Source organism: Bacteroides graminisolvens, assembly GCF_963666085.1.
Lineage (GTDB): Bacteria > Bacteroidota > Bacteroidia > Bacteroidales > Bacteroidaceae > Bacteroides > Bacteroides graminisolvens.
This window is the reverse complement of record NZ_OY762556.1, coordinates 1753173-1779262: the sequence shown is the minus strand read 5'-3', so window position 1 is coordinate 1779262 and position 26090 is coordinate 1753173. Positions and strand designations below refer to the sequence as shown.

Here is a 26090-nt window from a genome sequence, read left to right as displayed (position 1 = left end):
AATGGAGGAAAAGCAAATCAAAATCAACAAATGGTTATTACCCCTCTCACATATATACGGGGCTGCAACTTACTTTAGAAACAAACTCTTTGACTGGGGCATACTCCAGTCAAAGAGTTTTAATATTCCAACCATTTGTATAGGTAATATATCTGTGGGAGGCACAGGCAAAACACCACACACAGAATATTTAGTCAATTTGCTTCGCAATCAATACAAAGTAGCCGTACTCAGCAGAGGTTATAAAAGGCACAGTCGGGGCTACTTTTTAGCCAATGAAGACAGCCAAGCACGTGTAATAGGCGACGAACCTTTTCAAATAAAAAACAAATTTTCGGACATACGTGTGGCCGTTGATGAAAATCGTTGCCACGGCATTGAACAATTGCTCAAACTGAAAGACCCGGAAGTAGACGTCATTTTGTTGGATGACGCCTTTCAACACCGTTACGTAAAGGCCGGAATAAACATTCTTCTCACAGATTATAATCGCTTGTTTTGTGAAGACAAACTTCTTCCTGCCGGTCGCTTGCGCGAATCTAGGAAAGGCAAAAACAGAGCACAAATTGTAATTGTGACCAAATGCCCCGCAGATATAAAGCCTATTGATTTTAAGATTATAAGTAAACAGCTTGACCTCTTTCCTTTTCAAAAATTATACTTCTCTACTTTTCAATACGGAAAGCTCACGCCTGTATTTAAGAATTTAGAGCAAACTGAAAGAGCATTATCCTCCATCCAAGCAGACGAACAGATTCTTTTACTTACAGGAATTGCATCTCCTCTCACTTTAGTCAATGAGTTGCACAACTATACTTCGCATGTTGATTACCTTGCATTTGATGATCATCATGATTTCAGTGCAAAAGACATGGAGTTACTTCACGAGCGATTCAACCAGATTAAAGCAGAAAAGAAAATAATTGTAACAACCGAAAAAGATGCAGCCAGACTTCTTCATTACCCTGCATTGAAAAACGAATTAAAGTCGTATCTTTACGCACTTCCTATCGAAGTGAAGATATTACAGAACCAAGAAAAAAAGTTTAATCAAAACATTATCGGCTATGTTAGAGAAAATAAAAAAAACAGCTGACTTTCTTAAAGAAAGAATGCACACCCAACCAGAAACGGCAATCATTCTGGGTACAGGCCTAGGTAGCTTGGCTAACGAAATTACAGAAAAATACGAAATCAAATACGAAGAGATTCCAAATTTCCCGGTATCAACTGTTGAAGGACACAGCGGTAAATTAATATTTGGTAAATTAGGGAACAAAGATATCATGGCCATGCAAGGGCGCTTTCATTATTATGAAGGTTATTCCATGCAGGAAGTTACCTTTCCGGTGCGCGTTATGAAAGAATTGGGAATCAAAACCCTTTTCGTGTCAAATGCAAGTGGAGGTACCAATCCAGCCTTTGAAATTGGAGATTTAATGATAATCACTGATCACATCAACTACTTCCCTGAACACCCATTACGCGGAAAGAACTTATACGGCGATCGTTTCCCCGACATGAGTGAGGCCTATTCCAAGGAATTGATCCAAAAAGCGCTCCTAATAGCAAAAGAAAAAGGGATAAAGGTCCAGCAGGGAGTTTACGTAGGAACACAAGGACCTACATTCGAAACTCCGGCTGAATACAAACTATTCCGCATATTTGGCGCAGATGCAGTAGGCATGTCAACCGTGCCCGAAGTTATCGTTGCCAACCATTGCAAAATAAAAGTTTTCGGAATATCAGTCATCACCGATCTAGGAGTCGAAGGTAAAATCGTTGAAGTTTCACATGAAGAAGTCCAAATAGCTGCAGATGCAGCCCAACCCAAAATGACGACTATCATGCGAGAACTAATAAATCGTGCATAAATGAGCAGAACAGAAATAGCAACTATTGGAGAATTTGGATTGATCCGCCGGCTAACAGAAGATATAAAATTAATCAATGAATCGAGCAAATACGGCGTAGGAGACGATGCGGCAGTACTTACTTATCCTTCAGAGAAGCAAGTGTTAGTTACTACCGACCTTCTCATGGAAGGAGTTCATTTTGATCTTGTTTATGTTCCCCTTAAACACTTAGGATACAAAGCCGCAGTGGTCAATTTCTCGGATATATATGCCATGAACGGATCACCTAAACAAATAACCGTTTCATTGGCTATATCTAAGCGTTTTAGTATTGAAGATATTGAGGAATTTTATACAGGTTTACGCTTGGCGTGCGAGCAATACCACGTTGATATTGTTGGAGGCGATACTACTTCATCGCTTACAGGATTAGCTATTAGCATTACGTGCATTGGTGAGGCCGACAAAGACAGCATTATCTATCGTAACGGCGCCAAGGAAACAGACCTTATCTGTGTAAGTGGCGACTTAGGGGCTGCTTACATGGGGCTTCAATTACTTGAAAGAGAAAAGTCCGTCTTTAAAGGAGAAAAAGAGGTTCAACCGGATTTCTCGGGAAAAGAATACTTGTTGGAACGCCAGCTTAAGCCAGAAGCTCGTGCTGATATTATAAAAAAACTAGCGGAAGCCTCAATCAAACCAACAGCGATGATGGATATATCAGACGGGCTTTCATCCGAACTGCTGCACATTTGCACACAGAGTCATGTTGGTTGTCGCATTTACGAAGAGCATATTCCCATTGACTACCAAACTGCCGTAATGGCAGAAGAGTTCAACATGAATCTTACCACCTGTGCATTAAACGGTGGAGAAGATTACGAACTCCTCTTCACCGTACCTATTGCAGATCACGAAAAAATATCTGAGATGGAAGGCATCAAGCTTATTGGCCACATAACTAAACCAGAAATGGGCTGTGCGTTAATCAGCAGAGACGGACAAGAATTCGAACTGAAAGCACAAGGCTGGAATCCACTTCAGGAAGAAAAAAAATAAGATTATTTTCAATTCATTAAACGTTGATAATGAGGATTATAGCTCAATATCAACGTTTTTTTATCTCCGCAAGCCTTGTAAATATCAAAAGTTTGGTTACCTTTGCAGCGCAATCACGCAAGGTGCCATAGCTCAGTTGGTAGAGCAAAGGACTGAAAATCCTTGTGTCCCCGGTTCGATTCCTGGTGGCACCACCTTTAAAAGACTGCAAATTTGGTAAATCCCTGAAAACTAAACGTTTCAGGGATTTTCTTTTTCCCCTAATCCGCATATTTCGAGCAAAATGAAGCAAAATGTATATAGACAATGAAAACTTCGATAAATGGACGGAGAAGCTATCGAAAACAGACGTTAAGTTCTTCGCTATCCATGTCAGTCCATCGGAAAACAAACTTAGGATAATGGGAAGCACAGAATAAGAACAAGCCGAAGCAATGAAACACTATATCCGAGAAGTATTCATTCCTGAATATGCCAATAATTTTAATAAAGGACTATCCGCTTCGGATATAGAATTTTACGGTAAGATTCATTTTGACCGTGACCGTTCCGATAACGAACTAAATATGCACTGTCATTTGATTGTCAGCCGGAAAGAGCAAAATAATAAAAAGAAGTTATCACCGCTTACCAATCATAAGAATACCAAGAGCGGAGTAATCAGAGGTGGGTTTGAACGTGTGAATCTGTTCTAGCGAACCGAACAAGGATTTGATAAACTGCTTAATAACAATCGTCGGCAAACAGAATCATTTAATTACCATAACACGATGAAGAATGGTTTTATTCCTGAAAAGCCTAAGTCGCAAGAGGAAGTATTTCAATCCAGTGAAAGAAAGACAGAAATCAATCAAGAAAACTTGTTTTCTACCAATCTTGAGAACAAGGAAGCAAATAGTCAAGTACTCAACACAAGTATTAAGCAAGAAAGCAAGTTCTTTTTTAATCAAGGAAACAGTCAATCATCTAGTTCATTTATTTCTCTTACTTCAATAGAAATAAAACTTCCATCCGACCACAAGAAGAAAAAACATCAAAGCCTAAGAAGAAAAAAGAAAAGGTACTGGATGTAATATTTCTGTTACATATAGCTGTTTTATAACACTAACAGTCATATAATCAACAAAAAGTAGAAACACAACGGGATATTTTATATCTTTGTGGCTAATTTTCGATTTCTTATGAAAAATAATAAAACTAGTAAGATAGGCATTGATATATTTTCTGGCGCAGGAGGGCTCAGTTTAGGAGCTGAATGGGCTGGTATAACGGTGCGTTATGCGGTTGAGCTTGATCAGAACTCTGCTAAAACATATGCCAGAAACCATCCTTACACCCAAATTATAAAACAAGATATTTCAACTATAAATACGGCTGATTTTTCTCATGAGAATTTCTTTATACTCTTTGGAGGTCCACCATGCCAAGGTTTTTCTGTTTCTAATAGAAAAACTCGCAATCTTGAAAATGAAAATAATGGTTTATTTAAAGAGTTTCTTCGCTTTGTTTACGATCTTAATCCTGAATGGTTTCTTTTTGAGAATGTAGAAGGGTTAGTCAATTTTGAGAAAGGAAAAACTTTGCGCTACATATTGAATCAGTTTAAAAGAATTGGATATACAACTTCTGAAGCCATCTTATATGCTTCTGATTATGGAGTTCCACAGCATCGAAATCGGTTCTTCATCGTAGGGAATCGTCTCGGAATAAATTTTGAATTTCCTAATCCGATAGACAAACATGTTACTGTTGGTGAAGCCATTAATGATTTACCAATATTAGAAAACGGGGCGCACCATCAATCACTACCCTATCGGGAAAATACTGAATTAAGTGAATATGCATCAATCATGCGTAAGAGATCAAAGGATGCTACTCAGAATTTTGTTTCAAGGAATGCTGATTATATAATAGAACGATATAAATATATTAAGCCAGGTCAAAATTGGAAAGCAATTCCAGAAGAATTAATGAGTAATTATAAAGATAAAAATAATTGCCATAGTGGCATATATAGGCGATTAAAAGAACATGAACCATCTGTTGTTATTTCTAATTATAGAAAAAATATGCTGATACATCCATTACAAGATAGAGGCTTGTCAGTGAGAGAGGCAGCAAGATTGCAAAGTTTTCCAGATGATTTTATTTTTGAAGGAACAATACATTATATTCAACAACAAATAGGGAATGCAGTGCCCCCTCTTTTGGCAGAATCAATATTTTGTAAAATTTTGAGTTACAAATAGAACTACTATGAATTTAGATAATAATAATATTGAAGCATGGTTTCTACAAAGAAAGGAAAGTGATTTTCCTGACGGTCATGATTATGTAGCTAAATATCGCACAATAAGAGATTATATCAGACTATATATACATCCAGAAATAAAAGCAATTGTAAAAGAGTATCTTCCGGATTCATTGTTAAATGACCATGGAGAAAGACATATAGCCAAAGTTATAGATAGAGCTACTGATCTTTTAAGAGATAACTCAGTTGAGCTCTCACCATATGAAACATTTTTTTTGCTTCTATCAATTCAAATTCATGACGCAGGTCATGTTATTAATGGAAGAAAAGAACATGAGAAAAATGCAAGAAAAATAATCTCCAAGTTTGATAATGCTTTAATTAGTACACCTGAAAGAAAGTATATATCAGCAATAGCTTGCGCCCATTCAGGAAAAAACAATCCGATTGGGAACCTTCATGGTGAAGACATTGTTTATATATTTTCAACTAATGTAAGAATAAAACTAATTGCTTCTATATTAAGGCTAGCCGATGAACTTGCAGATGATTTTACTAGAACTTCTGTCTTTTTAAGAGAAAAAAAACTGATTAAAGAAGAGAGCCAAATATTTCATGAATTTTCCGCATGTTTGGATTCTTGCAAAGCTTTAACGAAAAGTAAAGAAATTAAAATGATATTCTATCTTGAATCAAAACACATATCTAATCCAATAAATAAAAATGGAATAGATACATTTTTAATTGATGAAATCTATGAGCGTACATTAAAAACATTTACAGAGTGTTTGTATTGTAATCGTTTTTTGCCAGAATCTGCAAGAATAAATATGGTTTCTGTTGAAATCAATTTTTGCGACAAAGACGGTGAAGACTTTTTTAAAAAAGTTTCTTATAGAATAGAAGAGCAAGATTACCCTATATTCCCAAAAGAATTTAATATTTTTTCTTTTTGCGAGAAAGATTTGATAGATGAAGGGTGTCAAATGACTGGTGAATATTTAAATAAGAAGTTAGCAACTCCTAATGTGGCAAAAGTATGAAAAATCCATTTGAAATAAAAACTCCAGAACAAAACACCGCAGAAGAAATTGTAAAACTTTTCGTTGATGTTTTTTCCGATTTTCATCAGGTTCCAGAACTTGGTCATACTTTTTTAAACGGACCTAGAGGCTCTGGAAAAAGCATGATGTTTAGGTATCTCTTGCCCGATTGCCAAAAAATTGTAACAGGTAAAAATTTTAATGAGCTTGATTTTTTCTCTATATACGTTCCCATAAAGCTTACAAACATTAATATTTCGGAGCTAGAAAGATTTGAAAACCATGCCAGTAGCTTTATCAATGAACATTTACTCGTTACGTATGTCTTATCTAAAACCTTCAAATTTATATACGAGACATACAATGAAGAATTAAATAAATATACTAATGAAATTCTTTCTTTTTTCAAAAAAGATTTTTTATGGAACATTGAGCTGTTAGGTATCGAAACACTTCCCAGTGAAAACAAGAATGGCTTCTGCATAATGAAAGATATTGCAGTATTCATGGATAAACTAAATAGAGAGTGCACGCAATATTGTAAAAAAGTAGGCTTATCAGGAGAGTTACTTCCATATTCAGGACCACTAATGGATTTTATAGACTTTTTTAGCCCTATAATTTCTTCGTTAAAGAGAATACCTTGCTTTCCTCAAGAAAAGCCATTTTTCTTTTTAATAGATGATGCTGGATATTTAAATGAATCTCAAACGAAGGTTTTGAACACATGGGTTTCATACAGGTCTACTAAAGATATTTGCATCAAGATTTCGACTCAATTAGACTATAAAAATTATCTAACAACAACAGGAAAAAGGATTGATTCTCCACATGATTACTCAGAAGTGAATATTGCTACTATTTATACTTCTTCAAATAGAGATTATTATAAGAGAGTTAAAGCAATTGTAGAGAGGAGAATAAATGTTTATCTCAATAAGGAAACTTCAGCAGAAGACTTTTTCCCAAATGATAAAGTACAGGAAGAAAAGATTAAAATACTATATGATGAGATATTGGAGAAAAATATTGATGATAAGAAAGAATATGCGGGAGGTGATGCGGCGCGAAGATATTCTCGCCCAGAATATATAAAGAAGTTACAAGAAACGAAATCAGGTAGCACATATAGCTACGCTGGATTCAACCAATTAGTAGCAATTTCTTCAGGCATAATAAGAAACTTTTTAGCTCCAGCACAAGATATGTATGCTGAATCATTATCAAGAAACAATAGTATATTTGAAGGATTTATATCAGATTCTATACAGAACGAAATTATAAAGAAGTATTCAACTTCATTCTTAGAAGATGAATTCTCTAAGATTTTCAAGGATTGCCTTGAAGATGAAAAAAAACTAAAGAAAGCGGACAAATTATATAATTTAATTACCTCTTTAGGAGAATTATATCATAAAATATTAGTATCAAATTGTTCTGAAAGAAGAGTCTTTTCGGTTGCATTAACAACGAGACCCGATTATGAGTTAAAAGAAATCCTCGATATGGGTATCCAATTAGGTTATCTACACGAAAGTACTATTGGGAATAAACTTGGAGGAGGACGCAACAAATTATATGTATTAAGCCGACTCTTAGCACCACATTTTAAATTGGATCCAACAAGCTTTGCTGGATATCAATTTATGTCAAGTGATGATCTTAAAGTGGCTCTTTATAGCACAAGGAAATTTCTCAATATCTTTTCCAAGAAATTGATAGATGGTGAGAAAGTGATTCAGAAAGAATTAGATTTTGAGATAGATGAATAGTTAAATTAAATTATCATGGACAAATTAAGAAAAGTACGACTTAATGAACTAAAATCAGTTTTAACTTCTAAAATTGATTTATTCATTTGCAGCTCAAGTTTTGATGAAAGGTCTCTTATCTTGATAAATACACTTGATTTAGACTTGATAGAAAGAATAAGAATTTGTCATTTTGAGAATAATTATATTGTTTCCGAAAATAATTTGGAAAAAATGAAAGCTATCTCTCAAAAGAAAGTGGAAACACTAACCTTGAAAAAGCATAATCCTATTGCAGTATATGATATGTTTTATTCTCTTTTGTCTTCTATTCCTTCGGATTCAACAATAATCGTTGACACTACCACATTGACGCGTGAGAATTTATTGATTCTATCTCAAATATTATCTGACAAATTCCAAAATATTCAATCTTACTTCTCGTACACGCCTTCATCAGCATATTATGAGCAAAATATAAAGCCTGAAGACATATGGCTTTCTAAAGGCGTTAGAGATATTAGAACTGTATTGGGTTATTCAGGTGATTTTTCGGCAATGAAAGAATTACTACTAATAGTTCTTGTCGGATTTGAATATGAAAGAGCTGAAACACTTATTGAAGTTTTTGAGCCCTCAAAACTTTATATCGGACAAGCTTCTGATAGCACTTCTATCAATAGTGAATTGGCTCAAATCAATGACTGTCATTTTCAAAAACTTAAAATGATAAACCCTCACTGTATACCTTTCTCGTTTTCCTGTATTGATATTGAAACAACAAAAAAGAGTCTGGAAGATATTATAATTGAGAATAACGAAAAATACAATATCGTGATTAGTCCTATGAGTAATAAGATATCAACGATATCTTGTGCTATAACTGCATTAAAACATTCAGATATTCAAATATGTTATGCATCAACGAATCAATATAATATAGAAATTGCCTATTCTCCTTGTGATTATGTATATTTATTAAAACTGAATAACTATTATTAGTATTAATGTGATAAACATAAATCCAGAAAAATAAAAAGGAGAGAATCTGAATACTTTGGGAAAGCATGAATAACAAGATTTCTATAATTTCGACAATTTGTAGAAAGTCATTATCTTTACCTCTAGTATTCTCCATGAACAAACTACCGCAAAAGCACGTAGAAAATTAGTGGGATAATTCATGGGATATGCTTGAAACTAGAAATATAAAGTTCTAAATATCAGCGTGGCAACTCTGCAAGGAGAATCCCAAGCGATATATAAACAATGAGATATTTGAAAATAGAATCGTTCCAATAGCGAGCAGAACGATGAAAATAAATCGTGTGCTAAATCATGTGGATTTCCAAATAGAAGAAACTATAAAACGGTGATAATCAACAAAGAGAAAATAATAGTTCTCTTGCTGGTGGCACCACCTTACAAATCAAGCAGTTACAACAAGTAACTGTTTTTTTTGTATATTCTTCCTCCAAACATTTTTTCCCGGTCGGTTGTTTTATCACTCAAAAAGGAACGATATATGCAATCAGAAAGCCATCATCCAAATACACTGGGAAGCTCCGTACTGACAGAAGAACAACGGGCTAAATTGTCGCCACAAGATATACTTGAATTATTAAAAAGCGGGAACAAAGATTTCACCGAAGATAATCTTACGATAAGAAACAATACTCAAAGAGTTCGGGATGCAGCAATCGGCCAATACCCGTTAGCTGTCGTTTTATCCTGTCTGGACTCAAGAGTTCCGGTTGAAGATATTTTCCATCGAGGTTTAGGCGATTTGTTTGTTGCCAGAGTTGCGGGAAATATCGTCAACGACGACATACTAGGCAGTTTAGAGTATGCATGCAAAATATCCGGAGCCAAACTCATTTTGGTGCTTGGTCATGAATATTGCGGAGCCATCCAATCTGCCATAAAAGATATTAAATTAGGTAACATCACTTCCTTACTCACCAAAATTAAACCAGCAATAACTGATGCCATTAAAATTCATGGCAGCAGTTATCAACTTTCCGATTCTAATTTTGAAGATTTGGTTTGTAAATTCAATGTTATTCAGTCCCTAACACAGATACGGCAAGGCAGTCCCATCCTGAAAGAAATGGAAGAGCAAGGAGAAATCATGATCGTAGGAGGTATTTACAACATGAAAACCGGAGAAGTACGCTTCCTCGCTAATGCTTTTTAACAGGACGATTATAGTTGCCTGATTCTGTCAAAGCTGTCCCAATTTGAGCCTTTTCAAGTCTTCAAACAAAGGTGCTATTTTAGGTATAATTTCTGCTATATTCTATTCGTGGAATAATTTATAGGATAATATTTTTGCATTTCTCTTGTATCACTGTCTTATATTGTTCTTTCATTTCATCCGGTAAGAATGAAGAGTCTATAAATAAAAGCCATTCCGGTATTACCTTCCTGAATTTGTCATACACATTTTCGATTGCCTTATCATCGACTTTCATCGTTTTTAAAAGGCTATCAAAATCGACTTTTTTCAGTTTACGTTTTTTGCCGTTCAATGTCAATGCCAGTTCTTCGCTGTCTTGTGGAATAACCAGCTTGGTAGATAGAAGGTCATAAGCCGGAGCCAAAACGCATTCACCGACCTTTTTGTAAAGCGAAAAGTTTTTCAGGTGCATGTCTGCATTTCCGATCAGGTAGCAGAACAAAAGCACCTCGAAATAGTTGATTAAATCCAACACCGGATAAGCCGAGAACTCCACTATCTTTTTAGCAATTTGCTCATGAGAGACTTTGTATTTTTGTTCGGTAAGTTTCTCTGTCAGTTGGCACATATCTTCCATCGGGATTTTAACGCCTTTCTTGTCACGGTCTATTCGTTTGGTAATGTACGCCAATGAACCATCTTGAAATCGTATCAGGGAATGGGGAACTGTTTTTATACGGGCAAGTGATGCCAGATGCATGGTTAAATCTTCGTTTTCAGGAAGCGACGGATATTGTTCCGTTTGTGGTTTGAGGATATATTCACCCCATAAACCAACTATCGTAAAGCGTTTCTCGCCCCTATACAATCTTTGCAGCAGGCAAGCAGCAAAGACATACGGTCGCGATTGTTGATTTTCCAGTTCTTTTCGGCAATATCCAACAACCAGCCTTCGGGAATAAGCCCGTCGAAGAAAGGATGCAGTACATTGCTGACAAATGGTTTATCGGTCAAAGGTAATGTGAGGCTTACCGGTTCGGCATTTTTATTCGCCAAATAAGCAGGGTCGTACACAAAAGTGTAACCGTTTTCATCTTCGGTGAGTGTACCCGCCGGATGGTTGTACATAAAGATTTTAGCCTGTTTCATTGCTATATCAGATTATTTCTGTCCATTGGAACGACACCCAATTGCACTCCGAACAATTTTAATACTTGATTTACCTTGTCCATTTTCAGGGTTTCCTTACCCTGTTCCAGTTCACGCAGGAAGCGCAGTCCTACGCCTGCTTTCTGTGCAAACTCTTCACGCGAAAATCCAAGCGCTTTGCGCTTAGCCTTCACATATTCGTTTAATGGTAGATTTTCCATATTCAATACCTTTTCGGGTACAAATATAACAATTGCTTTTAAAACAACACCTTTTCGGGTGTCTTTTTTATAAATGCTCTGAGGTAACACCCGAAAGGGTATAGGAAATAGCAAGGAAATTTTTAACTGGGAAAGTCAAAATATTGATGGGAACGCTTTAGAACAGAGCGAAGTTCTTTGGTTTATATCGTTTCAAATAACTCTTTTGTAAGACTATAAAATATTTTGAAATCCGTATCTTTGTAGTCCATTTCGTTTTAGTAACATGTACAAGGAATATTCGCCATGCAACATATTATCCCCTTATATTGACAAGTATTGGGAATATAAAGGACAACCGAAATACGGAACAAGAATCAGTATACCGCCGTATGGATGTACTGATTTTGTTTTCACTCTCGGAAAAGCGGTTAATGACGTAAACAATAATTTGGAAATGCAGCCGTACCGTTCCTATTTTGTTGGGCCGATGAATACACATACCGAATTGGTTGCATTTGCAGACAATGTACATGTGTTTGGTATTCGTTTTTTGCCTTGCGGTTTATATCATCTTATGGGGTTACCTTTGGACGAACTTGTCAATCATAAATGTAAAGCCAGCGATTTAACAAATGTTTTTGATGAATCCTTTATCGAAAGGTTATGCAATCAGCATGATACCGAAGACTTGATTGGAGTAATTGACGAATTCTTAATTAGATATCTAAGCAAACACGATTCCAAAATAGATAGAAAAATTCTTTTTGCAGTAGATAAGATAAATCTAGACAAAGGAATGCTCTCCATGCGCTCATTGATGGCAGATGTTTGCTTATGCCAGCGCCATTTCGAGCGGAAGTTTAAGATATATACAGGATACTCGCCTAAAGAATACAGTCGGATAGTTAAATTCTGGAATGCTATTGATTTACTAAGAAATACATCCTATGATAATTTGTTGTCAACCGCCGTGTTAGCAGGGTACTATGACGTTCCCCATCTTTCAAGAGAAGTAAAACGACTGTCGGGAAATACCCCTTCTTCTTTCTTAATGTTACCTTCAAAAATAGATACCCGCATCTACTTGGAATCATAAAAGTCGTTTTTATACAGTATTCCTATATCTCTTCCAACGTAAATTTGCAACGATACATTTGACTAATGGTAAACCATTGGCCAAACTGTGTTAGTTCTATTGATGTAATAAATAAAATTGAAGTATGAATTTTTTAGAGTTAGCAAAGCATCGTTGTACAATCAGGTCGTTTATAGAACAACCTATTGAAAAAGAAAAACTGGATTACATATTGGAAGCCGGACGTGTAGCCCCCACCGCGTGCAACAAACAACCTCAACGGATTATCGTAGTTCAAAAGTCCGAAAACATAAGAAAAGTTGAAAAAGCATATAAGACATTTGGCACCCAATGCGTGATGATTATTTGCCGAGATACAAGGGACGCTTTGATAAGACCGTTTGATAATAAATGTTCAGGTGATTTGGATATCGGAATTATTACCGACCACATGATGTTAGCCGCAAGAGAAGTCGGCATAGGCAGTGTCATGGTAGGATTGTTTGACCCGCACATTATAAGAAGAGAGTTTGCCATTCCCGATTATATTGAGCCCACGGCTTTGCTTATTTTAGGTTATCCTAAAAATGGTTTTTTAGATGCAAATCGTCATACAAGGGAACGCAAAGCCCTCAATGAAACAATAATGATAGAGGGGTATTCAGAACCATTGAGATAATGAAATGTTGAAAATCTCTGTTATTAAACCAGCAATAACTGCTGCCATTAAAATTCATGGCAGCAGTTATCAACTTTCCGATTCTAATTTTGAAAATTTGAGAAGTACGCTTTCTCGCTAATGCTTTTTAACAGGACGATTATAATTGCCTGATTCTGTCATTTCTTTAGCAAAGTTCTCAACTCCTATTTCACGGATTCTACGAATGCATGCACCACGGTCAGAGCGGAACACAAATCCAAAGACCTTACTTATAAATGCATTAAATTTAGGACAACGCTCTATAGGCATTAAGTTGCACTCGGCACAACTCATCCATCCATGCTCTTTGCAGCAGTTGCGTACAGAACACCAAGAGGCCTTATCATTATTGGCACATCCCGGGCATTTACCATTCAAAAAGCGTCGGCAAGTTCCACAATAAAGACCACAAGCCGCAACATTAAATCCTTTTTCAGTCATAATTTTATCATATTTATTAATCTAGTCATTCCTTTATAGTATGTACTTCCGAGTGCTGGCGCGCAAAACCTTCTTTAATTTTCTTATCGTCGAGAAGACACGACACCACCAATCCGGCAGCTAATGCCCCAATACAAAGCAATAAGATCAACGACATAGAAGTTCCCAGCAATTTGCCGAACAACGAAGTAGCAGTAACACCTCCCATTACCTGAAAGAATTCAATACTAGAAACCAGAATACCCATCTGCGTAACGGAAATAACAGACTGAGGCGCTATGTTAACAAGTGGAAAGTTCATTCCGATACCAATACCGGTAAGCAACAATCCTACTGTCATCTGTAACATCGAAATCCCCTGCCCAAAAACAAATAGTAATAATAAACCAACGATAGCAATGGACAAATTCACAATTCCCGATCTTCTATAATGCTGATAGCGAGAAATTAAAGCACCTCCCAGCATCCCTCCTACCACCATAGACAAAGTCATAGGCAACATCATTACACCGGAAAAAGCAGCATCCTTTTTTAAAATAACCTGTAGAAGATACGGTACGTACAATATCAGTCCAAACAAAGCCACATAGCCCATAGCTCCGATAAAAGCCGATTTACGGAAGATACTGTTTTTAAGCAAACCGGCGGGCAACATAGGCGATACAGATATTCGTTCGAGCCTGATAAAACAAATCATCAAAAAGACAGACACTATAAGCAGAGATATTAATAAGGGCGAAGTCCACGGTAAAAGCCGTCCGCCTTCTACAATACAGAATAAGAAAGGTAGTATCGATGCAAGAAATACCAAAATTCCTCTTACATCCAGCTTGTTCGTTTGACTGGCATGTTTTAATACAGGCAGATATTTATTTAGTAACCAGATGGCAATCATGCCAATCGGTATATTAACCAAGAATATCCAATGCCAAGACACATATTCCGTTATAACTCCTCCCATCACGGGCCCCAGCAAGCTCGCCAACCCATGCATAGAAGCTAAAATACCAATATATTTAGCCCTTTCCTTTACAGGAAAAAGTTCCGCTGTAATAATAAAAGCACTTGATGCGATCACTCCACCACACGCGCCTTGCAATCCTCGGGCAACTATCAGCATCAACATATCAACAGAAAGAGCACATAGAGCCGAACTGATTAGGAAGCTTACTATACCCCATAAAACAATTCGTTTACGACCGAAAACGTCCGACAGCTTTCCGGCAACGGGAATTGCCACCGTGGAAAATAACAAATAAGTAGTAAAGGGAAGCGAATAGTAAGTCATCCCCTTTAGATCGTCTATGATACGAGGCATTGCCGTTGCAACAATTGCATTATCTAAAGCAGAGAGAAACAAGCAAAGCATAAGCCCTGCCATTATTACAGAAACATTTTTTATTGAAAGATTTTCCGTTTGCATGATATTCATTTTTCAATTCGGGCACAAAAGTAGCGAAGCATTCATCAATAAAATTGTCCAATCTTGCTATAACTTCTGAAAAGCCACTCTGGGTGCTCCATTCTTCAAATAAATAATTCCACACTCTGTGAAACCATTTTTCCTGAGAACAGATTGCATCACCCAATTATCTCGATGCGTATCCACCCTAATGTTGAAGCAACGATCAAAGCACCATTGCAAACAATAAGAGCCGATGCCCTTTATCTTACCACTTCCCGCCAAGCGATGTACCACTCCGTAAGGTTTATCATTTAACCATTTACCATTTTCAATGTAATCGTACGTATCATCCTTACCCTGCCAGAAACAAAAGGTTGCTACCATCTCCCCCTCATCATCCATACAAACATAACTATTACCGGCAACAATATCGTCTTCAATCACTTCCTGAGATGGATATCCGTTTGTCCATTGTTCCATATTTCCTGTATTTCGCATCACAGAGCGAGCCATATCAAACAATTCCAATTGTCTCTGCACATCGGCCATCGTGGCCTTTCTTATTTCCATATACAACTATAACCTATTAATTAACGACGATTATTTCTATAAATCACATGCTCCATTAATAATACAGCTATTACCCCCATTACAAAACCGTTGGCCAGCAACGGCCTAAGTACGGGAGGCATTGATTCGGCAACAGCTACCGGCATAAAAGAGATTATCAAGGCAATCATAAGCGGAAATGCAACCGTCATGCAGCTGTTAAAATTAGGTAGCGCATCATCTTGAACCACCAATTGAAAGGCCGATGAAAGCTGAGTCGTCATTAAATAGAGCAAAATAACTCCCATTACCGGTTTAGGAATAGACGACAAAAATACAATAACATCCGGGAAAAAAGCACAAAATATTAATGCTGCGCCCGCAGGCAACAGCGTATACCGAGAAGCGCATCCCGTGCTCATAATTACTCCGGGACTAAGTGAAAAGTCAACCGGTCCAATGACCCCAACTCCACCGGAAAATATATTCATCAAACCCGTAAAACGCAACCCCCGTTTAGTACGATGCGCCATGCCGGGCGCCTCAATAGCCGTGCCAACAGACTGAACAGACCCTAGCTCATTGATAAATAAGGCGATAAAACAAAATAAGAAAGAGAGTAATATGCCCGGATCAAAAGATAATTGAGGCAGAAAAAAAGATAATTCAGTACCAGTAACTTGACTATTTAACTGAGGAACAGCATTTCCTGCTAACAAATAATAGCAAATTGAACCAAAGAGAAGTCCCCAAAGAACAATGCTCGACTTCCAAATGCCGCGAAGCAAATTACTTCCTAAGAGCATCAAAAAGACCATTGCCAAAGAAAAATACAATGAGAAGAAAGCATTCGCCTTATCTGAAAACAGCAAATTAAGTATAGTCGGAGCCAGTGTAAACGCTATCAATGCTAAAATAACGATGACAATTCTCACTGTAAAAACACGTTGCAGAAACTCTATCCAACCACTAAAAGATAGCAAAAACAACAAAACACCGCCACAAACAATGGCAGTATACACTTCCGCAACCTGAGAAGCCTGCGTAGTGATGATGCCAATAAGCAGCACCGAAGCCGGACCAATAACTACAGGCATGCGATGCCCGAAAAGAACCTGAATAACCAGTCCCGCACCCGTCAATGCAAACAGTTTTTGCGTGTAAAAAGTACGTTCAGCCAATGTGTTCAACTGAAATTCACCTACTACAGCACTAATAATCAATACGATAGGAATCGTTATCAGAAACCATTGCAGGCCATACATCAACATAGGCCATGCACCCGGTTTATCGTCATTTTTATATTTTAGAGGTATTGGATTAAAGCTCATAATCTCATCCATTTAAAGTTTACAGAACGTAAAAGTAGCGATAATTTGTTATCTTTGCCAAAGAAAGCATCATGAAACAGTATAAAAGAGTATTAAGTATAGCCGGCAGCGACTCCAGCGGAGGAGCCGGAATCCAAGCCGATATAAAGACCATATCCGCTTGCGGTTGTTACGCCATGACAGCAATCACCGCCGTTGTCGACGAGAATACCGTACACGTAAACGGCATACACCCCATTCCAACCGCCTTTGTAAAAGGACAAATTCAATCAGTGCTTGACGACATCGGAGCCGATGCCATTAAAATAGGAATGCTTCACTCTGCCGAACATATTTACGGAGTGAAAGAAGCGCTCGCACCTTACTTAATAACCAACATTGTACTCGATCCGGTCATGGTAGCCACTGCCGGCACCGACCTGTTACAACAAGAAGCCATATATGCACTTAAAAAAGAGCTTATTCCTTACAGTCGCGTCATTACCCCTAACATTCCCGAAGCAGAAATCTTGCTCAACCAAACAATAAATAGTATAGCCGATTTGTTTCCGGCTGCTAAAGCCTTATCATACAACCAACAAACCTCCGTACTCCTTAAAGGCGGACACCTCAGTACAGACCAGTTGGTTGATGTTTTTTATAACGCCGAGACAGACGAAACACTTGAGTTACCAACTCCAAGAATTGACAGCATTAATACCCACGGAACCGGTTGCACACTTTCGTCGGCCATCGCCTCCTTTCTAGCCCACGGGCTCACCCTTACTGAATCCGTAATCAGGGCCAAAGAATATATAAACCAAGCCATAGCCAATGGAGCCCCCTATCAAATAGGTCAAGGCCACGGCCCGGTACATCATTTCTACAAATATTGGGAATAAAATCAAAGAGATTTGTAAAACTCCACCTCCACAATTCGCAACTGTCCTTTTGAATCAGTCGCATTGGGGTCTTTAAACAAATCCAGTTCCTTCTTTCCGGTAACCTCAATAATACCTCCAAAGGCATCCTGCTCATTATTCATGCCCGTTAACTCAATCTTGACGAAACGACCCTTTACCGGTTTCAGAGGAAGAGTTATATAACCGAGAGACTTAGGTGTTTCGCCCTCATAAACCAACTCATCATCCATCCAAATACGAATGGGATAACTACGCATTCTCCAACCCGTAAGTTTTAATTCCACTTCGTTAAGCAATGCATCTTCCTCCAGCTCATATTTTATCCAAGCCGTTTGTTTCCTTCCGTCGTTGCCCCATTCAGACAACTCATTGTCGTCAAAGCTATTACGAGCCAACCCCTCATTACAGCCGGCAGTTGCCCCGACTATCTTTACAGCCCGGCGAGACATTCGGAAAGAATCACCCTTGGGAGTTTCTCCGCGTGATAAATTTACCGGCAAATGCTCCCCCGAAATATAAGCAGACAATCCATTTTTTGTTTCAAAAGCCGAAGTTTGCAAATTCACATCAGCACCGGTCAATCCCTCAGCAGATGCAACCAGCTTAATCTTTCCGGCTTTTTTGGTAGAACGAATCAACACCCTGTTCACCCCGCACTCCACCGGCAATTCCTGCGAAAGAACATAATTCCCCTCTTCACCTTTGGCAATACCTCCCAGCCAATCAGCCTCACCCTGCAACTCAAAGCGAATTGTCTGATTAGCCAGCGGACACCGTCTGCCTTCGTTATCAGTCACCTCAACCTCAATCAAGGCCATATCGGCACCATCCGCCTTGAACCCATCGGGAGCCGTTATCGCTTTGAGACGAATCATTGCAGCTTCACCCGCCGTTTCTTTACTAGACCTGCTCAGCACCTCACCTTTTTCATTACATCCTACCGCTTCAACCACTCCCTTTTCCCATTTCACACGAGGGAAAGTAAAGAGAAAATGATTACTTCTTGTCCCCCAACCCAGAGACCTTCCGTTAACAAACAATTCCACTTTATCAGCAGTAGAAACGACATAAACCGGCTTCACTATCGTATCAGAATAATTCCAATGCCCACAAATATAAGTCCTTTCCTTTTCCGTATCAACCCATCCGTCCCACATCACCTGATGTGCAAAAAAGCCATCTTTTGGAATGCGCATGGCATCAGTCACCCCACTTCTTCTATAATTTTCGGCACCACGAAAGTGCGTATTCGAATCATGAAAATGAATTTTCAATCCACCCGAGCTCACCCTATCGCCTGTACCCGGACGCACCCTGTAATAATCATTCCACCTTATTATCAACTCTTTGAAAAATGAATCCTGATTACGATTATAAGCCGATGCATCAGCCAGCGGTTTACTCGTATTGGTAACTGTTGACCGGTAATATTTTGAGCCCTCACCATCTTGATGGAAAGGAAAAGAATAATCATCCCAATATTTCCTCAAAGCCTCATCACGACAATATTCCGTAGCGAACATCGGTATATGAGCACTCTTATTAATATACAACATTTCACCCCCATACTCAGCCACTTTACTATCAAGCATCTCCCTGGACCCGATAGCCCTTCCTCCGTAAGGATCATACCTATCACGCACAGCCTTCATTTCCTCCATGTGCTCTTCCGAAATGCTCTCGTTACCACTTTCATAAAAAACCACCGAAGGATTATTTCTATTATAAATAATAGCATCGCGCATCAGCTCCACACGCTGCCCCCACCTTCTGTCGGACACATCCTTTTCGGCATCACCAGCCGGCATGAGTTGCATTAAGCCTACACGGTCACAACTTTCCACATCCTGCTTCCAAGGCGTAACGTGCATCCATCTCACCGTATTGGCATTACTTTCCACCATCATCTTATTGCTAAAATCACTTAACCAGGCAGGCACAGAAAGTCCCACGGCAGGCCACTCATTACTTGTACGTTCTGCATACCCTTTAATCTGAATCACTCTGTCATTCAACCATACCTTTCCATCTGCAAATCGTGTTTTACGAAAGCCCGTACGCGTTTTCACCACATCTATAGGCTTGCCATCAACCTTTAAAACCGTGTATACATTATATAAATAACCATAGCCCCAAGACCAAAAGTGCATATCCTCTACCCTGGCACCCACCTTCACCGTAGTGGTTTCACCCGCCGCTAATTTTAAGATACCCGAGCTTATTGTTTTAACAATTCGGCCATCAGCATCTTCAACAGACATCTCCATAGAAAACTCCTTTGCCACCGGAAACTCATTTCTGACCTCAGATTCAGCAAAAACCATAGCCCTTCGTTTCGTCACATCCATTTCACGAGCATAAACGTACGTACCCGTTGTTTTCAAATTCGAGAACAAAGGCAATGTTTGATACAATCTGGGAGCAACATGCAGATAAACATTTTTAGGAATGCCCCCGTAATTGGCATTAAAATTCTTATCATTCCACTGATACCCCGAACCCGTGGCACGTTCCTTATATTTCCATGAGTTATCAATCCTTGCAGAAATAACGTTCACCTTACCATAATCAATATAATCGGTGATATCAAAGCCAAATGCCATGGCTCCATTCTCATGTATCCCCACCGATTTACCATTCACAAAAAACTCTCCACCGAAGCGTATACCCTCAAATTCCAGAAATATTTTGTTACCTGCGGCATTCCGGGGCAAACGAAAAGACTTTCTATACCATACAACAGTATCTGTATGTTCATATATCTGAACCCTAAACGCCTCATCTTCATTAAAAGCATGTGGTAAAGTAACCCGTTTCCAACTCTTGGCAGATACGCCCATAACCTGTTGCAAAGAAATATCTCCAACGTGTATTTCCCAGTCTGAATTGAAATTGTACTTCACGCGTTGGCCTTTGGCATTACTCCACGTCACACAACCAATAAGCGCAAAAAGTAAAAGAAGTTTTTTCATGGTACATTCATTATGATTAAGTCACAAAACTAGGTAAACAGTACATACCATACAAGGCAAAATTGTACATAAACCTAGAAAAACAAACATCCCCCCATTCTATTTGATTGTAGAATGAGGGGACGCTCAGTTAGTTATTTCCAACAGATAGTACTAGTATCCGTTTGTTCCATATTCATCAGCATTGTCAATTTGCGACAAGAAATCATAAGAAATAGGACGAAGATAATTTTTGCTGCCATTAAAGCTAGCTGCTGCACGCACGTTGTATTTAGCCAAGCGATCTTCAAAAGCTTTGTGGCGTTTCAGCAATGCCCAACGACTAAACTCACCGCACAACTCACGAGCATATTCATCAAAAATGCCTTCTTCATCAACAGTCGTTAGCTTCATGTGATTTTCATAATCATCCGCATTGCGACATGCACGTTTGCGAAGCACATTAATATATTCGGCTGCTTTCTCACCATTGCCAAGTGCCACATTAGCCTCAGCAGCAATCAAGTATACCTCAGCCATACGCATGATAAACATATCACCGGTTTTAATCTGCAAATTACTTCCATAATTCAACCCATCATACGACCAGTTGAATTTTGACAAAGAAGGATACAGTTGATAAGAATTAGTCCCATCGAATGAAGCCTCACGATACTTACCTTCTGCATCAAACAAGTCATCAATATTAATACAAACATAAGCACGTTTTGCTTTTTCCTCGGCAGACAAAGACTCTTTTGACAGATAAATTGCAAAACGATCCTCATCCTCATCCAGCGGATAAGGGTGAACATAAGCATTCTTGGGAGTTACAAGATTGGCAACGTTGCCAGAATGATCACCTTTAGGCCATATAGATGCTACATACTGATTACCACCATACGTGCGCGTAATAGCATTTACGTCGGCATACGGATAAATCTTACGTCCCACAAATGCGGTATTAATACCATACTTGGTACACATATCAGTTGTCAACGTTAATGTTTTGCTGCTATAAGAAACCCATCCCACTTTAGACATTGAAAAGTCCGAGAAAGCAGTTACGAAAGAGTTTTCCCAACGTTTATCGTATTCAGAGAAACAATCTACTAAATACTTAGACGGAGCATACAAGTTATTGTTCACACGACCATAATAATAGTTACCCTTGCTAGCAGTCTTATACACCTCACTCAATTTATTGGGATCGGCCATTGTGTAAGTAAACAACTTATTGTTTAGCGAACCCGAGCTAAAAGCATCACTTTCTCCTGCTCTTGGTCCCGAAGCCACAAATAGCGCTTCCTTATTTGTACGATTATTCGCATGAGCCCATACATCAGCTACATCATCGTAAAGGTAAGCCCCATACGTATTCATGTTCGCAATCATATCCTCGGCCACTTCTTTAGCACGCTGCCAATAAGAAACCCCATTCTCTTTCAGTCCTTCGCCCGCACCCTGAGCATACGCTCTCGCTAAAAGTCCAAGAGCTGTTTTCTTAGTCACACGTGCACTGTTGTTTTCATAAGGTGTAGTCTTCAAATGCTCGGCAGCGTAAGTCAAATCACTTACAATTTGCGCATAAATCTCTTCCACAGAGTTTCTTTTGGGATTCAAAACCGCATTTGTAGTCGATTCATCAAGGCTCAATGTTACATTTCCATAGTTCGTAACCAATACCAAGTAATAAAAAGCCCTCAAGCAATGAGTTTCGGCAGTCAACACCGTAACATCATCGGCACTGCCATCTGTTACATTACCCGCTCTATTTATGATAGCGTTACACGTATTGATAATAGAATACGCTTGTTTGAAAAGCTTGTTTGTAGCATTGGTACTGGTAGTAAGCCCCTCATAATAAAACAGCTGTTGCGTATTCGTTGCATTCTTTGAAGTAAGCCATATATCTGTTCCGGCCTCAGCAACCGCCAGATAGTCAGATGCAGAAAACATCTGATCATACAAAGGAGAATAACAATACGTCTGCATCCCCTTCCAGCCATCAAATGTAGCCAGTGTCTCATCACCGGTCACTTCAGTAGGATTGTATTCATCTAAAGAACAAGAATACATTGATAAGACAATTAATAAGAGAGAGAAAGCTCTCAATGTATATTTTTTCATCGTCATATTTCGTTAATTATGAATTAGAATGATAAATTTAAACCAAATACCAATTGTTTAGTAAGCGGATAGTTCAGGCTTCCGTTCATTTCAGGATCATAATCCTTCAACAAGTGACTTTTAGCCACAACAAAAGGATTGGTAATGGTTCCATAAACTCTCAATTTCTCGAAGCCGAATTTCTTTAGCAAATCTTTAGGCAAGTTATATCCCAAAGTAATATTCTTTATTTTAAAGAAAGAACCATCTACATAAGACAGAGAATAATATCCCGTATAATCTTTTAAAGCCATATTGGCATTCGCAGCAGGGAAATCATTCGACGGATTCGATTCAGTCCAGTAATTGAAATATTCCGGGAAATTATTAGCTCCGGTCGGATCATAACGAGTCAACATGGAATAATTAATCATTTGTCCCCAACGCATAAACATAAAGACACTTAAATCAAAGTTCTTCCAGTTAAGCGTATTTTGCAATCCCAGTGTCCAGTCGGGAGAGTTATGTCCAATGATTTGATAATCATTTTCGCTGATGGTATACTTATTGTCGGCCGTATACTCCACACCCTCTTCATCTACATACTTACCGATCTCTGATTTCTTAAGTCCAGGAATATCAATTTTGATATCGCCCGGTTTCTGTCCGAATACAGCCGCATCACTTTCTTCTCCTTTTTGCCATATTCCGGTAATTTTATACTTATAGAATGAATTAACAGGAGATCCTTTAGCCAACGTATAATTACCGTTGGTTACATAATTAGAAGTACCATCGGCTAGCGAAGTAACTTTTTCCTTATTGAATGAATACGTCAAAGTTGAGCTCCATTTAAAATCTTTGGTTTGAATGTTGCGCGTATTTAAAGTTACCTCAACCCCTTTATTATCAGTAGAACAAATATTCATGTTAGTATAATACTGAGTAGAAGCGTTGTATCCGCCATTTGTAATAGGCAGATATCTTTGCCATATCACGCCTTTCGTTTTCGTATAATAAAAGTCGGCAGCCAAGTCAATACGGTTTTTCAGCACAGCCATATCAACCCCGATGTTCGTATTATATGATTTCTCCCATCCCAGGTTGGCATTCGTATAGTTTTCAGAGAACATGTAAACAAGCTCCTTCTGTCCGCCCAAGCTAAAATAACTCTGATCGAGGTGTGATGTTGACGTATAAGGATCTATAGACGCCGTACCCGTCACACCATATCCCACGCGTAATTTCAGGTTATCGAGCCATTCTCTTGTGCCTTCCATAAACTGTTCGTCGGAAATTCTCCATCCGGCAGAAACCGCAGGGAACGTATCCCATCTGTTACCATCGGCCAAACGAGAAGAACCATCATGTCTAACCGAAGCCGAGAATAAATAACGTCCCAGATACGAATAATTAAGTCGCCCTACCAGTCCCAAACCTTTCGACATGTTGTATGAAGTTTGAGCAACAGCAGCAGAGTTTGAAGAAATGCCATGCCACAAAAACTTATTATCCGTGATATTATCTTGTTTCAGGTAACTGTTATCCGTTTGATTGTGGTTCCATGTTGTAACACCCGTTACAGTGAAAGCATGATCTTTATTGATCGTAAAATCATAAGTCAGCACATTCTCCCACTTATAATTATAGTTTCTATTTTGAGTAACAGCTGCATAAACAGAAGAGTTTGTACCCACAGCATCGGCTCCCGAAGCTACATAATACTGATACGAACCCTGTCCCTGGAAATAATTAGTACGCGAATACGCCAACGTACCATTAATACGTGAAATCAGCGTCAGCCCCTTCATCGGTGTAATCTGAACATACGGATTCATGTACAATTTCAAGTTCTGATTTTGATTCTTATACACACCGCCAGCCGTGTTAAGCAGCAAGTTTATTTCGTTACCGTCATCAACAACCGGATTCACGTTTATATTACCATTATCATCGTAAGCTCTACCCAAAGGCACAGCACACAGTGCACTTTCCAAACTGGCATACGCCTTATTCTGATGTACATAAGACGCCTGCATATTCACACCGGCCGAAAGCCAGTTGTTCACTTTATGATCTATACGGATATTCGTTGAATAAACCTTATAATCATCACCCTTATATTGTCCGTTCTCATCCGAGAAGTTAAGAGACATATAAGCCTTTGTTTTTTCCGTTCCACCCGACACAGACAAACTGTAATTCTGAGTGTAACCCGTTTGCATCAACAAATCGGCCCAGTCAATATATTGTCCGGCCAAATGTGCCTGATACGCAGCGTCTGACGTAAATAAACGACTGTCGTCAGCCGTAGAAGTCCAGTTACCCGTAGCCGCATTAGCATCTCTCAACACATTGATGTAACTATCACCGCTACGCATTTCGGGTGTTTTTGACCAACCATTAAAGCCACCAAACACATTGAAGTTAACGGCAGTCTTACCCTCTTTACCACTTTTGGTGGTAACAATAATAACCCCATTGGCACCTGCCGAACCATAAACAGCAGTAGAAGAAGCGTCTTTCAACACCTCAATAGACTCAATATCATTCGGGTTCAATGTAGAATAATCACCCGGCATGCCATCGATTATAAAAGTAGGGTTTCCGCTTGCTGTAAAAGAGCGCGTGCCCCTTAACTGCATGCTCACACCAGAACCGGCCTGACCAGATGACTTTGTAATATCCAAACCGGCCACTTTACCCTGCAACGCTTCCATCGGGTTTGATCCCGGATTCAACGTTACATCCGAACTTTTAATAGACGTAACGGCACCCGTCAAGTCCCTTTTCTTCACAGTACCGTAACCAATAACCACTACCTCTTCGAGCGTTTTGGTATCCGGCTTCATTTGAATATTCAAACTGCTTTTGTTTCCGATCTCCAGATTTTGAGTTTGGTATCCAATGTAAGAAACCACCAGCACACTATTATTTGCCGGCACTTTCAATGAAAACTTACCGTCAAAATCAGTAATTGTTCCTACACTGGTGCCCTTTATCAGAACAGAAACACCAATCATAGGCTCACCCAGTTCGTCAATGATCGTTCCATTAACAACTCGCTGCTGCATCACCGTCGATACTTCGTCAACAGTAGCATTTGCATGCGTAGAAATAAAAAACAAAGCAA

20 protein-coding genes, 1 tRNA gene and 2 pseudogenes are annotated in these 26090 nt (G+C 38.7%); 13 read left to right on the top strand and 10 right to left on the bottom strand.

Features of this window, described 5'->3' with window-relative positions:
• Nucleotide 1: 1 nt before the first annotated feature.
• The 10 genes and pseudogenes from lpxK (at nt 2) to ACKPCE_RS07290 (ending at nt 10160) form a co-directional block, all read left to right on the top strand.
• Complete coding sequence (gene lpxK / locus ACKPCE_RS07335; RefSeq protein ID WP_319504680.1) at nt 2-1096, top strand: tetraacyldisaccharide 4'-kinase; 1095 nt, start codon at nt 2-4, stop codon at nt 1094-1096.
• Nucleotides 1068-1874, top strand: coding sequence for a purine-nucleoside phosphorylase (locus ACKPCE_RS07330; RefSeq protein WP_319504679.1), 807 nt, complete (start codon nt 1068-1070; stop codon nt 1872-1874). The genes lpxK and ACKPCE_RS07330 overlap by 29 nt, the downstream gene beginning before the upstream one ends.
• A complete protein-coding gene (gene thiL, locus ACKPCE_RS07325) occupies nt 1875-2915 on the top strand; it encodes a thiamine-phosphate kinase (RefSeq protein WP_319504678.1) in 1041 nt (346 codons plus the stop codon). It abuts the gene before it with no gap.
• Nucleotides 2916-3036: 121 nt separating this feature from the next.
• A tRNA-Phe gene (locus ACKPCE_RS07320) sits at nt 3037-3109 on the top strand.
• Between the two features lie 138 nt (nt 3110-3247).
• Nucleotides 3248-3988: pseudogene (locus ACKPCE_RS07315) on the top strand (DUF5712 family protein); the annotation flags it as partial.
• A 108-nt stretch (nt 3989-4096) separates the two neighbouring features.
• Nucleotides 4097-5164 (top strand): DNA cytosine methyltransferase, encoded by a 1068-nt coding sequence (locus tag ACKPCE_RS07310; RefSeq protein WP_319504677.1) that lies wholly within the window; start codon nt 4097-4099, stop codon nt 5162-5164.
• 7 nt (nt 5165-5171) lie between these two features.
• Entirely contained in the window at nt 5172-6212 is a 1041-nt protein-coding gene (locus tag ACKPCE_RS07305; protein WP_319504676.1) for an HD domain-containing protein, read from the top strand.
• Entirely contained in the window at nt 6209-7984 is a 1776-nt protein-coding gene (locus tag ACKPCE_RS07300; protein WP_319504675.1) for an ORC-CDC6 family AAA ATPase, read from the top strand. The genes ACKPCE_RS07305 and ACKPCE_RS07300 overlap by 4 nt, the downstream gene beginning before the upstream one ends.
• 15 nt (nt 7985-7999) lie before the next feature.
• Complete coding sequence (locus ACKPCE_RS07295) at nt 8000-8965, top strand: hypothetical protein (protein WP_319504674.1); 966 nt, start codon at nt 8000-8002, stop codon at nt 8963-8965.
• Nucleotides 8966-9488: 523 nt separating this feature from the next.
• Nucleotides 9489-10160, top strand: a complete 672-nt coding sequence (locus tag ACKPCE_RS07290) for a carbonic anhydrase family protein (protein ID WP_319504673.1) — start codon at nt 9489-9491, stop codon at nt 10158-10160.
• 118 nt (nt 10161-10278) lie between these two features.
• On the opposite strand, the pseudogene ACKPCE_RS07285 reads toward ACKPCE_RS07290, so the two are convergent.
• From ACKPCE_RS07285 to ACKPCE_RS07275, 3 genes and pseudogenes are all read right to left on the bottom strand, one after another.
• Nucleotides 10279-10995: pseudogene (locus tag ACKPCE_RS07285) on the bottom strand (HipA domain-containing protein); the annotation flags it as partial.
• Nucleotides 10980-11291, bottom strand: a complete 312-nt coding sequence (locus ACKPCE_RS07280) for a HipA N-terminal domain-containing protein (RefSeq protein ID WP_319504672.1) — start codon at nt 11289-11291, stop codon at nt 10980-10982. The gene ACKPCE_RS07280 and the pseudogene ACKPCE_RS07285, both read right to left, overlap by 16 nt.
• 2 nt (nt 11292-11293) lie before the next feature.
• The gene (locus ACKPCE_RS07275; protein ID WP_276964847.1) at nt 11294-11512 is read right to left on the bottom strand and encodes a helix-turn-helix domain-containing protein; all 219 of its coding nucleotides are present in this window, start codon (nt 11510-11512) and stop codon (nt 11294-11296) included.
• Nucleotides 11513-11777: 265 nt separating this feature from the next.
• Here ACKPCE_RS07275 and ACKPCE_RS07270 point away from each other — a divergent pair, with 265 nt between their 5' ends.
• On the top strand, nt 11778-12590 hold the full coding sequence (locus ACKPCE_RS07270; protein WP_319504671.1) for a DUF6597 domain-containing transcriptional factor: 813 nt from the start codon (nt 11778-11780) through the stop codon (nt 12588-12590).
• A gap of 124 nt (nt 12591-12714) precedes the next feature.
• The gene (locus tag ACKPCE_RS07265; protein WP_319504670.1) at nt 12715-13248 is read left to right on the top strand and encodes a nitroreductase family protein; all 534 of its coding nucleotides are present in this window, start codon (nt 12715-12717) and stop codon (nt 13246-13248) included.
• Between the two features lie 117 nt (nt 13249-13365).
• Here ACKPCE_RS07265 and ACKPCE_RS07260 read toward each other — a convergent pair whose 3' ends face one another.
• From ACKPCE_RS07260 to ACKPCE_RS07245, 4 genes are all read right to left on the bottom strand, one after another.
• A complete protein-coding gene (locus ACKPCE_RS07260; protein WP_276964844.1) occupies nt 13366-13710 on the bottom strand; it encodes a DUF3795 domain-containing protein in 345 nt (114 codons plus the stop codon).
• Nucleotides 13711-13735: 25 nt separating this feature from the next.
• Nucleotides 13736-15133: an MFS transporter gene (locus ACKPCE_RS07255; protein WP_319504669.1), complete on the bottom strand. Its 1398-nt coding sequence runs from the start codon at nt 15131-15133 to the stop codon at nt 13736-13738.
• Between the two features lie 66 nt (nt 15134-15199).
• Nucleotides 15200-15685 (bottom strand): GNAT family N-acetyltransferase, encoded by a 486-nt coding sequence (locus ACKPCE_RS07250; RefSeq protein WP_319504668.1) that lies wholly within the window; start codon nt 15683-15685, stop codon nt 15200-15202.
• Nucleotides 15686-15705: 20 nt separating this feature from the next.
• Nucleotides 15706-16995: a uracil-xanthine permease family protein gene (locus ACKPCE_RS07245; RefSeq protein ID WP_319504667.1), complete on the bottom strand. Its 1290-nt coding sequence runs from the start codon at nt 16993-16995 to the stop codon at nt 15706-15708.
• A gap of 71 nt (nt 16996-17066) precedes the next feature.
• On the opposite strand from ACKPCE_RS07245, the gene thiD reads away from it, so the two are divergent.
• Entirely contained in the window at nt 17067-17876 is an 810-nt protein-coding gene (thiD, locus tag ACKPCE_RS07240) for a bifunctional hydroxymethylpyrimidine kinase/phosphomethylpyrimidine kinase (protein WP_319504666.1), read from the top strand.
• Between the two features lie 2 nt (nt 17877-17878).
• On the opposite strand, the gene ACKPCE_RS07235 is transcribed toward thiD, so the two are convergent.
• The 3 genes from ACKPCE_RS07235 to ACKPCE_RS07225 all read right to left on the bottom strand — a co-directional run bounded on the left by ACKPCE_RS07235 (nt 17879) and on the right by ACKPCE_RS07225 (nt 26031).
• Nucleotides 17879-20869 carry a DUF4982 domain-containing protein gene (locus ACKPCE_RS07235; protein ID WP_319504665.1) on the bottom strand — a complete coding sequence of 997 codons (2991 nt, stop codon included), beginning with the start codon at nt 20867-20869 and terminating at the stop codon, nt 17879-17881.
• A 153-nt stretch (nt 20870-21022) separates the two neighbouring features.
• Nucleotides 21023-22978, bottom strand: a complete 1956-nt coding sequence (locus tag ACKPCE_RS07230; RefSeq protein WP_319504664.1) for a RagB/SusD family nutrient uptake outer membrane protein — start codon at nt 22976-22978, stop codon at nt 21023-21025.
• 23 nt (nt 22979-23001) lie between these two features.
• A complete protein-coding gene (locus tag ACKPCE_RS07225; protein WP_319505937.1) occupies nt 23002-26031 on the bottom strand; it encodes a SusC/RagA family TonB-linked outer membrane protein in 3030 nt (1009 codons plus the stop codon).
• Nucleotides 26032-26090 lie beyond the last annotated feature (59 nt).